Origin of the sequence: Gordonia ajococcus (assembly GCF_012974285.1) — a bacterium.
Classification (GTDB): domain Bacteria; phylum Actinomycetota; class Actinomycetes; order Mycobacteriales; family Mycobacteriaceae; genus Gordonia; species Gordonia amicalis.
In genome coordinates, this window is record NZ_CP052884.1 from 1,140,034 (window position 1) to 1,151,523 (window position 11,490).

Annotated in this window: 10 protein-coding genes and 2 pseudogenes; 6 read left to right on the plus strand and 6 right to left on the minus strand. The window is 68.6% G+C overall.

From position 1 onward, the window contains the following. Positions 1 to 32: 32 nt before the first annotated feature. The 4 genes and pseudogenes from GAA2_RS05210 to GAA2_RS05225 all read right to left on the minus strand — a co-directional run bounded on the left by GAA2_RS05210 (position 33) and on the right by GAA2_RS05225 (position 2,944). Positions 33 to 402: pseudogene (locus GAA2_RS05210) on the minus strand (VOC family protein). 150 nt (positions 403 to 552) lie between these two features. Continuing rightward, a pseudogene (locus tag GAA2_RS05215) lies at positions 553 to 1,433 on the minus strand (endonuclease domain-containing protein). Between the two features lie 141 nt (positions 1,434 to 1,574). Next, positions 1,575 to 2,513: a helix-turn-helix domain-containing protein gene (locus GAA2_RS05220; protein WP_159405515.1), complete on the minus strand. Its 939-nt coding sequence runs from the start codon at positions 2,511 to 2,513 to the stop codon at positions 1,575 to 1,577. A 104-nt stretch (positions 2,514 to 2,617) separates the two neighbouring features. Continuing rightward, on the minus strand, positions 2,618 to 2,944 hold the full coding sequence (locus GAA2_RS05225) for a hypothetical protein (RefSeq protein ID WP_024499816.1): 327 nt from the start codon (positions 2,942 to 2,944) through the stop codon (positions 2,618 to 2,620). Between the two features lie 470 nt (positions 2,945 to 3,414). Between GAA2_RS05225 and GAA2_RS05230 the strand changes: the two genes are divergently transcribed. Continuing rightward, positions 3,415 to 3,711: a hypothetical protein gene (locus GAA2_RS05230; RefSeq protein WP_024499817.1), complete on the plus strand. Its 297-nt coding sequence runs from the start codon at positions 3,415 to 3,417 to the stop codon at positions 3,709 to 3,711. Positions 3,712 to 3,727: 16 nt separating this feature from the next. On the opposite strand, the gene GAA2_RS05235 is transcribed toward GAA2_RS05230, so the two are convergent. Next, positions 3,728 to 4,267, minus strand: a complete 540-nt coding sequence (locus GAA2_RS05235; RefSeq protein WP_024499818.1) for an RNA polymerase sigma factor — start codon at positions 4,265 to 4,267, stop codon at positions 3,728 to 3,730. A 73-nt stretch (positions 4,268 to 4,340) separates the two neighbouring features. Next, complete coding sequence (locus GAA2_RS05240; RefSeq protein WP_024499819.1) at positions 4,341 to 4,724, minus strand: hypothetical protein; 384 nt, start codon at positions 4,722 to 4,724, stop codon at positions 4,341 to 4,343. A gap of 211 nt (positions 4,725 to 4,935) precedes the next feature. On the opposite strand from GAA2_RS05240, the gene GAA2_RS05245 reads away from it, so the two are divergent. The 5 genes from GAA2_RS05245 (at position 4,936) to GAA2_RS05265 (ending at position 11,485) form a co-directional block, all read left to right on the plus strand. Continuing rightward, on the plus strand, positions 4,936 to 6,318 hold the full coding sequence (locus GAA2_RS05245; protein ID WP_248664703.1) for a GTPase: 1,383 nt from the start codon (positions 4,936 to 4,938) through the stop codon (positions 6,316 to 6,318). Between the two features lie 31 nt (positions 6,319 to 6,349). Then, positions 6,350 to 8,185 carry a dynamin family protein gene (locus GAA2_RS05250; RefSeq protein ID WP_191834766.1) on the plus strand — a complete coding sequence of 612 codons (1,836 nt, stop codon included), beginning with the start codon at positions 6,350 to 6,352 and terminating at the stop codon, positions 8,183 to 8,185. A gap of 55 nt (positions 8,186 to 8,240) precedes the next feature. Then, a complete protein-coding gene (locus GAA2_RS05255) occupies positions 8,241 to 10,043 on the plus strand; it encodes an Hsp70 family protein (RefSeq protein ID WP_182155247.1) in 1,803 nt (600 codons plus the stop codon). Positions 10,044 to 10,154: 111 nt separating this feature from the next. Continuing rightward, positions 10,155 to 10,592, plus strand: coding sequence for a hypothetical protein (locus GAA2_RS05260; protein WP_248664704.1), 438 nt, complete (start codon positions 10,155 to 10,157; stop codon positions 10,590 to 10,592). 2 nt (positions 10,593 to 10,594) lie between these two features. Further along, on the plus strand, positions 10,595 to 11,485 hold the full coding sequence (locus GAA2_RS05265; RefSeq protein ID WP_191834768.1) for a universal stress protein: 891 nt from the start codon (positions 10,595 to 10,597) through the stop codon (positions 11,483 to 11,485). The last annotated feature ends 5 nt before the right edge of the window (positions 11,486 to 11,490 follow it).

Genomic DNA, 11,490 nt, shown 5'->3' on the forward strand with positions numbered 1-11,490 from the left:
CACCGTAGCCGCGACCCTCGGTGGTGCTGCGTTCAGTTGTCGCGATACGGCAGGTACTGCGCCGACCACTGATTCCCGTCGGGGTCGGTGAAGTACACGAAATGACCCCACGGCTGCACGTCGACGTCACTGGCGTCGACGCCGGCGGCGAGCAGCTGTTCGCGGGCGGCGTCGATGTCGGTGACGCAGATGATGATCGGGCCGGTGGACCCGGGCGCCTTGTCGGTCAGGCCCTTGCCGAAGGCGATCGAGCAGTTCGAACCGGGAGGGGTCATCTGGACGAAGGGATCTCCTCGCTCACGGTGTGGTCGTGATCGGGGTTGAATCCGATCGACTCGTAGAACGCCTTGTGCGGTCGACGTCCGTGACGGGCAGGGTGACGACTTCGAGTGTCCAGTTCATGCTTCCTCCTGATGTCCTGGGTCGTGCGGTCTGAGACAACCATCCCAGGAATCGAGGACGGTTTCGGTCCTCGTTTGTCGTGGTGTGTGAATCGGCCGGAAAATCGTCCATCTGAGCGCGATCCAAGGGCATATTGCCCCTCGGTGGCGCTCAGATGGACGCGGTTCCCCGACGGCGAGGGTCGTTGTCCCGCCTGATGCGGTGCCGGTCGCTTCGGGTGACGGCCCGAACATCCTCGAGTACCCCGTCCCAGTGGTAGAGAACGTCGTCGTAGGTCAACCGCATCGTCATCCATCGGTCGATCATCGTCATGCGGTCGCGGCGGCGATCGTTGCGAAAGGTCTCCACATCCGAGTGGTAGGCCCTGCCGTCGCATTCGATCAGCAGTGCTCCGACTCGGAGGTCCGCGTGTTCATGTGTGCCGATGCCGGGTTGGACCTCTACCTCGAAACCGGCCGCGATCAGGCGCAACCGGGCGATCGATTCGGTTCCGGATTGGGAGCGGGCATCGCACCGACCGAACATGGCCGTCACCGCCCTGGCCACGCGACCCATCTCGGCCTGGATGTCGGGGATGGTCAAGTCGGTCGAGTTGAGGACGGAGTCGACGGTCGCAACCCATTCCTCGGCAGTGAGACATCGTGCCGCGCAACCGAGTGCGATCGGGATCGAGTCGACCGCGGTGACCACCGGTAGTGGTTGGCCGTAGCCCTGACACCATCGGAAGGGTCCGCTGGGACGAGGTCTGCCCTTCATGTGCTTACTCAGAGGACATGGGTCTCGGTGTACCCGGGTGGAACCCAGATTTCGCTCGATCCGTGCGTCTGGTGAAAGCGCAGCGCGCCGACGCACGACAACGCGCCCCCCGCCGCCACCGCTGCGACCACTCGGGGGTCGGCGGTCGCTGACCGTACCCACCCGTGAGCCACCGGGATCAGGGTTCCCGACCGTCGAGCGCGCGTGATGTCGTCGGGCGACCAGTCCATCGCCGCCAGTTCCTTGAGCGTGTACACGCCAGAATCCGAGGTCATGACGACTTGGACGCATGCGGAGGTCGATCGGTTTCCGGAGTTGGGGAATTCGCGTCCATCTGGCGGTCCCGCAAGGGCAGATTGCCCTTCGAAGTGCCTCAGATGGACGAGTTTTCGCGCTGCTGGCTCGGCGGAACGGTCTCAGACCGACGAGAACCGCACCGCCGCCCGAACCTGGGCGGCGAGCGCACGACCGGCGCCGAGCGGCCAGCGGTGCATGACGTATTCGGCGGCCTGGTCGACGCTCAGCTGCCGGCTCGAGTTGCCGGCCCGCACCCAGAACTCGGGTAGCGCGTTGTTCTTCATGCCACGCAGGTACACCGGCCTCGGCGACGGAGTGCACTCCACCCGGCACACCAGGACGTCGGTCGGGCTCGCGGAGGCTTCGGCGTCGCCGGCGGGTCGCGCGACCTGCTCGAACGAGATGCCCACCTCCGCGGCGGTGCTCTGGCCCAGCGTGGCGGTCAGCAGGTCCCGCAGAAACAGTTCGAACCGGTCGGCGTCGGGATGGCGGAGCGTCGTGAAGTCGGCGTCGAGGCCCAGGGGAGTGCCGTCGTCGACTCCGATCAGCAGGTTCCCGCCGTCGGAGTTGAGGAATGCGGCCACCGTCTTCACGATCACCGTCTCCATCGCGACGTCCCGCTGCTTGGTGTGCAGGTTCACGCGGGCGGTCGACTTGAACTCGACCCGCTCGGATTCCCCGGATGCGAGCAGTTCGGCGACCGGGATGCCGGTCGGGACCTGCAGCCGTGCCGCGACCATCGCGTAGGCGCCGACCGCCACGATCGAACTCGCCAATCCCAGCACGATGGTGACGGGGTGCCACACGTTCATGCGATGGTCGATCGCCCCGGCGATGAACAATCCGACGGCCGTACCGAGGATCGACAGCACCATGCAGGTGGTGGTGTTCAGTCGTGCCCGGTGACGCAGCAGCCATTTCGCGACGGAACCGAAGAACCAGGCCACGATCAGCACCAGCACCAGCGCGGTGGCGGTCGCCCACACCGGAATGGCGAATTCCAGCGATCCGATGCTTCCGCGATCGTTTTCGGCCAGGGGGATCAGGTCAGCTCGCACACCGGACAGTATGACGAATCGGACATGGGTTCGGGCCACCCGGACGCACAGCGAAATCCCGGTCGCGTGCGACCGGGATTCGGCGTGCGAGTGGACTCGTCAGATCAGACCGCGTCGCCGCCGTCGACGCTGCCGAAGTCGCCTACCTCGACATTGCCCTCGTCGTCGACGGCGGTGTCGAAGGTGCCGTCGCCATCGGTGTCGGCGACCGCGAGGTCGGTGTAGCCGTCGCCGTCGGTGTCGGCCTCGATGACGTCGATCTCGCCGTCGGAGTCGGTGTCGTAGGCGACGGAGTCGGCGTGGCCGTCACCGTCGGTGTCGAGGACGGCGTCGGTGGTGCCGTCGCCGTCGACGTCGGCCAGTGCGGCGTCGATGGTGCCGTCGCCGTCGGTGTCGACGAGTACTGCGTCTTCGGGGATCTCGGTGCTCATGGTGTTTCCTTCCAGGGATGGTGTGGCTTGTGGTTTTTCGTGCTCTGGTTACTTGGAGATGGACCGGGCGGAGTTTGTTCCCTGGGAGGAGTCGACTTGTCGTCGATCATCCGATCAGATGACCCGGTGCCCGCCGGTGAACACGTCGATGATCGTAATTGCGCGGCGAGCGGTCCACGCATAATTCAAGTGGCTGAAACAACCGACAGCAGAGCGCGATTCGTTAGCATCGCGCACTTGGATCTGTCGCTCACGCGAAGGAATGTCCAGCCGAATGTAAACCGTCGTTGCAGTGGTCGTGCGACGGTGAGGTCATGCGGATACTCGGACGTCGTGTTCAGGTCGGGATCGCGGCCGCAGGTCTCGTTGCAGCGGTCACCGGGATTGCCGGGGCAGGTGTTGCGGCAGGCGTCTAACCCGCCAGGGGCCCTGCGGGATTCGCGCGCATACTCCAGGCGGCTCCCCACCCCGTGGCCGGCGAAGTCGTCCTCGGTCGTGCCGACAATGAGTACTCGGTCGGCTATGGCACCGCGCGGCCGGCGACGCTTTCACTCAATTCCCTGTGCGCGAACACCATCAGCGACATCACCTGGTCCACGTGGGGTGGCCCCGAGGCGAATGGCCGGGGAGTGCTGTGCGCACCGGCGGGGTCACCCGAAAGCGGTGGGCCTGTGACCCTCACCGCCACCGACCGCGGCACCTGCGCGGGGCGCATCGCCTACCGGCAACTGTGGATCGACGGCAAGCCCACCTGGAAGGTGTGCTGAACCGGGAAGAAGGCCCCTACCGCAGATCCGCGAGCAACTCAGCCAGGATCGACCGTGCCCGCGAGATCCGGCTGCGTACGGTCTGTAAACCGATGCCCTGGGCCTCGGCGATCTCCGAGTAGCTCAGCTCGCCGTAGACCCGCAGCACGAAAGTGGCGCGGTACGCGTCCGGGACCTGCGCCAACGCCTCCTGGATACGGTCGGAGACGACGACCTGCTGCGCGACGTCCACCGAACTCATCGGGTCGTGGTCGTCGATGTCGTCGGCGTCGGATCGTTTACGGATACGCGCGAGCGCCGCATTCGACCCGATCCGGTACAGCCACGTCGACACCTGTGCGTCGCCCCGGAAGCCGCCGATCGCGCGCCAGGCGGCGACCAATGCGTCCTGAAGGGCGTCCTCGGCGTCGTGCTGGTTGCCGGTGATGCGTAAACAGATGGCCCACAGCCGATCCCGGTGCTGCTCGACAAGCGCGGTGAAGGCCTGCTGGTCGCCGGCGCGCGCACGTTCGAGAAGGTCTGTGCCCGACTCGGATTCGTCGATCAACGTACACACCCGCTCATCGTGGGGCGCAGACCTGTGGATGGCCTGGGACGTTCGGGCAGTGCATGTCCAGAAGTCTCCATCCTCAGAAGTCGTCACCGAGGGATGAGTCGTCGAAAGTCGTATCCCCGAATGACTCGCCGCCGTCGTCGTCGTCGCCGAAGACGTCCGGGGTGTCGAAAGTGTCCTCGAAGTCCCCACCGGGACCGTCACCGAGATCGTCGCCGAATCCCGCGAGTTCGGTGTCGCCGGAGAGGGAATCGTCGGATTCCTCGGACAGTGGGTCCGGGCCGGGCACGGCGGTGAGGTCCTCGGACAGTTCGTGCGACGGGTCGAAGGCGGTCTCGACCGCCGAATCCCAGGTCGCGGCCGGTACGGCCAGCTCACTCGGCGGATCGCTCTCGCGCAGCCAGGAGTCGAAGTCGTCCCCGTCGAGGGGGTCGTCCCAACCGGTGTTGCTGTCGGTCATCGTCGTCGGCTCCTGCTCGGATCTGCGACGCGCACGACGCCGGCCCGGATACCGTCATCCGGTCGACTGTCAGGGCGTCGACGGTGGTGGAGAATTCTCGTCACGTGACTAGGAGTGTCGGCGACGCGGGAATGTTCCCGGCGGTGACGACACGGTGGACTATCACGAGGCAATGTCCGTGAACTGGAGGACCGATCGCGTGGAGCAACGCATGACCGTGCGGGGACGCGTGGAGCAGTTGCTCGACGAGGTCACCCCGCTCGCGCCCGACGCCACGGTGATCGGTTCCCTGCGTGCGCAGCTGGCGAACCCGCTCACGGTCGCGCTCGTGGGACGCGTCAGCGCCGGCAAGTCGACGCTGCTGAACGCGCTCGTCGGCGACCGCGTCGCGCCCACCGACCGCGCCGAGTGCACCAAGGTCGCCGCTCTCTACACCGAGGGCAACCCGCAGCGCGTCGAGGTCGTCGGCCTCGACGGCACCGTCACCGAGATCCCCGGAACCATGCGCGGCGATCTGGGCCGGCGTCCCGACGACATCGACCACGCGGTCGTCCACACCCCGTCACGCCTGCTCCGCGAACGGTTCCGGGTCATCGACACCCCGGGTCTGTCCGGGTTCACCGACACCGCCGAGATCGCCACCCGCCGGGTGTTCTCCGGGGAGAGCCGCCTCCCGCGACCCGACGTCATCCTGTTCCTGCTCGACGACGCCGCGGGCCCCAAGGCCGACGAGGTGGCGTTCCTCTCCGACGCCGGGGCGTCGGCGCAGAACACGATCCTGGTGATCTCGCACGCCGACCTCATCGCCGCCGACAACCCGATGCTCAAGGCCCAGGAGATCGCCCGACGGGTCTGGCGACGGTTCCCGGCGATCGCGGGTGCGGTGGTCGCGGTGTCGGGACTCATGGCCGAGGCCGGGGTCTGCGGGGTGACCGAACGTGAGACCGCGCAGATCTCCCGCCGAGGAGCCCTCGAATCGTGGGAGCTGCTCAGCATCCTCGACGGCGCGGCCCCGCCGCCACCGGGTCTCGACGTCGACCTGCTCGGCCGGCTGGAGGAACTGGTCGGAACGTACGCGATGGACGCCGGCGCCGACGTCGCCGGCCAGGGTGCGCGTGCGTATTGCGAATGGCTGCGCCGGGTCTCGGGTATCGACGAACTCCGCCTCGCGATCGGCCGGCGCTTCCTCGCGGTCGGCGACATCCTCAAGGCCCGCACGGTGCTGGCCGAACTGCGCGAGGCGGCGTACCGCAGCGCACGCCGCGACGCCTTCCTGGAGGCGATCGAGGAGGCCGAGACCGCTCCCGAGCTGCACCGGGTGCGCGAGGTCGCCGCGCTCGAGGCACTCGCCCGCTGGCAACCGGACAGCGAGCTGATCGGCGAGCTGAACCTGGTCGTCGCGAGTCGCGATGTGCGCGTGCTGTTGTCGCTGCCGCCAAATGCCGCACCGCCCCAGATCGCCGACGCCGCACGGGAACGCGCCACCGACTGCCGCACCCGCCGTGCCTTCGCCGCGACGTCGGCCGAACGAGAGGCGTTGCTGGTACTCGAACAGACCTATCAGCTGGTGCGCCGCGGACGGTGGACCCATTGAGCCGGCCGGCAGTGAGACGAGGAGTGGCCCGATGAGTCTGGAGAAGACACCCGCCAAGCCCGCCGCTCCCACCCCCGACGCCGTGCTGCGGACGGCGGTGGACATGCTGCGCAAACACGGCGAGGACGCCATCGCCGACCGTACTCTGCGCGTGAAGGACCGGCCCGCCCCGCAGGGGACCGTCGTGGTGATCGGCGAGGTCAGCCGGGGCAAGAGCTCGCTGGTCAACAGCCTCGTCGGCGTGAGCGGACTGGCGCCGGTCGACACCGAGATCACCACCTCGGTCTACGTCCGGTTCACCCCCGCGACCGAGGATCTGCCCGCCGGTTCGGCACTCGTCGAGTTTCCCGGTGCGGCACACCGCATCCCGGTCGCCGACCTCGCCTCCTGGGTCACCGTCGGCGGCCGGCACGCGGCGGGCGTCCCCGCCGAACGCCTCGCCCTCGACGCCGCGGTCGATTCCGTTCTCGTGCCGCCGGTCTCGGCCCGCGTGGCCGTCGACTCCGCGCTGCTGCCGGGCGTCACCATCGTCGACACCCCGGGCGTCGGGTCGCTGGTCCCCGAACACGTCGAGGCGGCGGTCAGCGCGGCCCGCGGCGCGTCGGTGCTCGTGATGGTGTGCGACGCCACCGCACCGCTGTCGGCCCCCGAACTCGCCTTCCTCGGAAGCGTCAGCGAGGAGGTCGCCTCGGTGGTCCTGGTGGTCACCAAGATCGACGTGGTGATGCGGCAGTGGCGCACCATCGTCGCCGAGAACCGAAAACTCATCGGCGCCAACGCACCTCGCTTCGCGCACATCCCGATCATCGGTATCTCCAACCGCATCGCCGAACAGGCGGCCGCCATCACCGACCCCGACCGCCGCGAACGCGCCTTCGCGGCGTCGGGCATCGGCGAGCTCGTCGACGCCCTCACACCGCTGGTGGCCGAGGGCGCCGCGTCGCCGGAACGCAATGCGCTGCAACTGACCTTCGCCGGACTCGACGACGTCCGCAAGCGCCTCGTCCTGGAGATGAAGGCCGCCACCGCGACCCCCGCCGAACGCGCCGACATCGAAGCCGAACGGGATCGCCTGCAGCGACTCAAGGATCGACGACGCGAGTGGCGCGCACGGCTCAACCAGGACATCACCGCCGCGTCGTTGCAGACCGACGACCTGATGCGCGACCGCTTCGACAAACTCCTCGGCCAGTGGTCGACGCGGATCGACAAGCTGCGCTTCTACGAGCCGCACCGCGCCGGACAGGAACTGATCGGGCAGATGACCGTCGACCTCGAGGCCGCCGCGCGCGAGGTGAGCGCGTTCTTCGTCGCCGCGATCGAGCGCATCGCCGACACCCTCTTCGCCGATGCCACCATCTCCGGTGAACTCGTCGACCGGATCTCCGGCAACGTCGCCGACCTCAAGCTGCGTGAGCAGGAGAAGATCTCGCCCTGGAAGAACATGGTCGACCCGGTGCTGCTGTCGATCGTCGCCGCCGGCGGCCCGCTGGCCATCATCCCGGTGGTCAACGTGGTGGCCGTGCCCGTGTGGGCGGGTGTGGTGGTCGGGTTCCGGGCGTCGAAGGTCGGTAAGGAAAACCACCGCAAGTGGCTGATCAAGGCGGTCAACGACATGAAGGCCGACGTGCGGTCTCAGCTGCAGTCGATCAAATCCGAGGCGAGCGCCGACCTGCAGATCGCTTACGACGAACTGCTCGAACGACTCCTGGCCGAGTCGACGAAGATCATCAACGACGCCGCGGTCGAGGCCAAGAAGTCGGCCGCCGAGCGGGAGAAGACGGCCGCCGATCTGCGCAACCAGATCGTGGCCGTCGACAACGTCCGCAAGTCGATCGCCCGAGTTCTCCGGGCGCCCACCGGATGAACGCCGGTTTCGTGTGCAACGATGTGCCCCGGGGCGGATGGCGGGAGGTGTTCAGGTGACACAGGAGAGCCGCAGGCGACTCTGTATCGACTTCGGTACCAGCAACACTGCGGCCGCATACCGCGTCGGGCTGGCCGAGCCGGTCATCGTGCCGCTGGGCCCGGGCGGCCCGGCCATGCCGTCGGCGGTCTTCGCCGGCGACGGCGGGATCGTGGTCGGACACGACGCCGCGCTGCGCCGGGTGCAGGCCCCGGACGCCTACGAGGACTCCCCGAAGTCGCGGATCGACGAGGGCGAGATCGAACTCGGCGACCGGTTCTGGCCGATCGAGGACCTCATCGGCGCCGTGCTGCGTCACGTACACCGGACCGCGCTGCGCCACAGTGGTCTCGCGGCTTTCGACTCGATCATCCTGACCCATCCCGACAAGTGGAGCGAACGACGCAAGGGTGTGCTCCGACGCGCCGCCGAGCGCGCCGGCATCTCCGCTGACCGTCTGCGTATCGCCTCCGAATCACTCGCTGCCGCTTGGTATTACGTCTACCGCGGCCATGACGTCACCGGCGACGAGCGCATGTGCGTCTTCGACTTCGGTGCCGGCACCTGTGACGTCGCCGTCCTCATCCGCGCCGGGGCCGACGGCTTCACGGTCACCGGGTCCGGCGGCGACAACAACCTCGGTGGCCGCGATCTCGACGCCCGCATGACGCGCTGGGTTCTCGAGGAAGCGGCCGAACTGGACCCCGAACTCCCGGCCCGACTCCGCGCCCCGGCCGCCGCCATCGCGCTGGCCGACCACGTCCGCTCGGCCAAGGAAGCCCTGTCCGACACCGCGCAGGCCGTCATCGAACTGCCCGGCACCCGGCACACGCTGTTGCTGACCCGCCGCGAGTTCGAGTCGATGATCGCGCCGTTCGTGGAGCGGGCGGTCGAACTCACCCGGGACGCCATCGCCCGCGCCGACGCCGCCGGCACCGGCCCGAAGGGACCGGTCATCGTCTACGTCACCGGCGGCACCAGCAGCATCCCGATGCTGCAGTCGGCCTTGTCGTCGGTGGGACGCGTCGCCCGGATCGGCGACCCGAAGGTCGTCGTCGCCCAGGGCGGCCTGCTGCGCTCGACCAACGTCGTGCCCGGCGCCGAGACGGGGAAGGTCGGAGCCCGACAGCACCGGGCCCAGCCGTACGAGCCGCGCCCGAACGACCAGCCGTCGGCGACCGCGGTGGACGCCTCGGCACGCCGGATCGCCTTCCCCGCACTGCCGCCCGGCTCGGTGATCAGCGGCGTCCTCGCCCGCACCGGCCAGATGGTGCGGGCCGGCGAACCGCTCGCGACGCTCGAATCGGCGTCCGGCCGGCTGACGGTCGACGCCCCGGCGGCGGGCGTACTGCACGGACTCGATCTGCGTCCCGGGGTCGTCGGCCAACCCGGCGTCGTCTTCGGTGCGGTCGGTCCGGCCGATCTCCGCCCCGAGCAGTGGGCGCAGCTTCACCGCGCGCCGGCCGGGGTGTCCGCGGCCCCACCGGTCGCGCCGCCCCAGCCGGTCCACGCGCCATCCCGACCGCCGTACCCGCCCCCGCCCCCGCAGCCCGGTTATCGTCCGATGGAACTCGCTGGGGCACAGCCGGTTACGGCGTCCTCGTCGGGTGTCGACACCTACGGCCTGGCGGGACTGATCGTGGGCATCCTCGGGTTCCCGATCTGTCTCGGCACCATCGTCGGCATGGCACTGACCGTCATCGGCATCAACCGGACGGAGGGCCGCCGCGATGCCCTGCTGATGGCGGCGCTCGGCGTCAACATCCTCGGCACCATCGCCTGGGTCGGGTTTCTCATCTGGATCCTCGTCAGCGGCTGAGGGAACCCGCGCCGGTACAGGACTTTCCGCCCGACACCGGTGACCTTCGACTACGGTGTCGGTATCGGCGCCACAGCGACGATGAGAGGTGCCGGAGAGGAAGGGCTGACCGTGACCACCTCGGAGTCTTTGTCGCACCACCGGCCGGACGCCATGCGACGGCGGGTCGGTTACTCGGTGAGCATCGTCGTGAACTCCGTTCTGCTGGTTGCGATTCTCGGGGTGCCCGGGTGGGATGTGCTTCCCTTCCTCACCGATGATTTCCGTCAGGTCCTCGGCTGGGTGGTCGCCGGGCTGATCGCCGGGGTGGTCGCCAATGCGATCTACGTCGTCGCCGACCCGCCGGCGGTCAAGACCCTCGGTGATCTGGTCATCGACGCGCTCGGACTGGTCGCCCTGATCCGGCTCTGGCAGGTTTTCCCATTCGACTTCGGGGACAGCACCTTCCCGTGGTCGACGATCGTCCGCGTCGTGCTCATCGTGGGTATGGCCGGCACCGCGGTGGCGATGATCGTCCTCATCGTCCAGACGGTTCTACGGAGGAGATGAAGATGGCAGATGCAGGAACCGACCCGTCCGCACTGATCGTCGTCGCCGTCGACGGCTCGGAGTGTGCGCTGGCCGCGGTCCGGTGGGCGGTGGGTGCCGCCGGGCGCGAGAAGCGGCACCTGCGGGTGCTGTCCGCGGTGGGGATGGTGCCGGGGGCCTATGCGCCGATGGTGATGATGACCTCGCCGGCGGTGGTCGAGGCCATGCAGGCCGAGGCATCTCGTGCCGTCGACGCGGCGATGGCCCTGGCGAAGGAGATCGACCCGGACGTGTCGGTCGACGGCAAGATCGTCGGCGGCTCACCGATGCTCGCCCTGCGGCACGCGTCCAGCGAGGCGCACCAGCTCGTCGTGGGGCGTCGAGGGCTCGGCGGGGTCCGGGGCCTGTTGCTGGGCTCGGTCAGCGCCGACGCCGCCGCGCACGCCGAATGTCCGGTGGTGGTCGTCGGTGGCGAACCGCCCACGACGGGGCCCGTCGTCGTCGGCGTCGACGGTTCGTCGACGTCGACCGCCGCGATCGAGCATGCCTTCCGTCAGGCCGACCTGTTGCAGACGTCGTTGCTCGCGGTGCACGCGTTCGGCGGTTTCTCCGGTGCGGCCTTCTACGGCCGCCAGGAAGAGCAGATCATCCGTCAGCTTCGCGACGAGGCCATGGAACTGCTGGGCGAACAGCTGGCCGGATATCCCGAGGACTACCCGGACGTGCAGATCGAACGCCGCGTGGAGATCGGGTCACCGGCGGACGAGATCGTCGACGCCGCGGAGTCGGCGCAACTGGTGGTCGTCGGGACGCGGGGTCGTGGTGGCTTCCGGGGGCTGCTGCTCGGATCGACGAGCCGGGCGGTCCTGCAGGTCGCGTCGTGTCCGGTGATGGTGACGCACCACAAGCCCTGAGCCGC

What these genes read in the sequence shown, in the direction of transcription:
- GAA2_RS05225 (WP_024499816.1), bottom strand. Translation starts at nt 2,944, where the DNA reads ATGAGCACCGAGATCCCCGAAGACGCAGTACTCGTCGACACCGACGGC.
- GAA2_RS05240 (WP_024499819.1), bottom strand. Translation starts at nt 4,724, where the DNA reads ATGACCGACAGCAACACCGGTTGGGACGACCCCCTCGACGGGGACGAC.
- GAA2_RS05245 (WP_248664703.1), top strand. Translation starts at nt 4,936, where the DNA reads ATGACCGTGCGGGGACGCGTGGAGCAGTTGCTCGACGAGGTCACCCCG.
- GAA2_RS05250 (WP_191834766.1), top strand. Translation starts at nt 6,350, where the DNA reads ATGAGTCTGGAGAAGACACCCGCCAAGCCCGCCGCTCCCACCCCCGAC.
- GAA2_RS05265 (WP_191834768.1), top strand. Translation starts at nt 10,595, where the DNA reads ATGGCAGATGCAGGAACCGACCCGTCCGCACTGATCGTCGTCGCCGTC.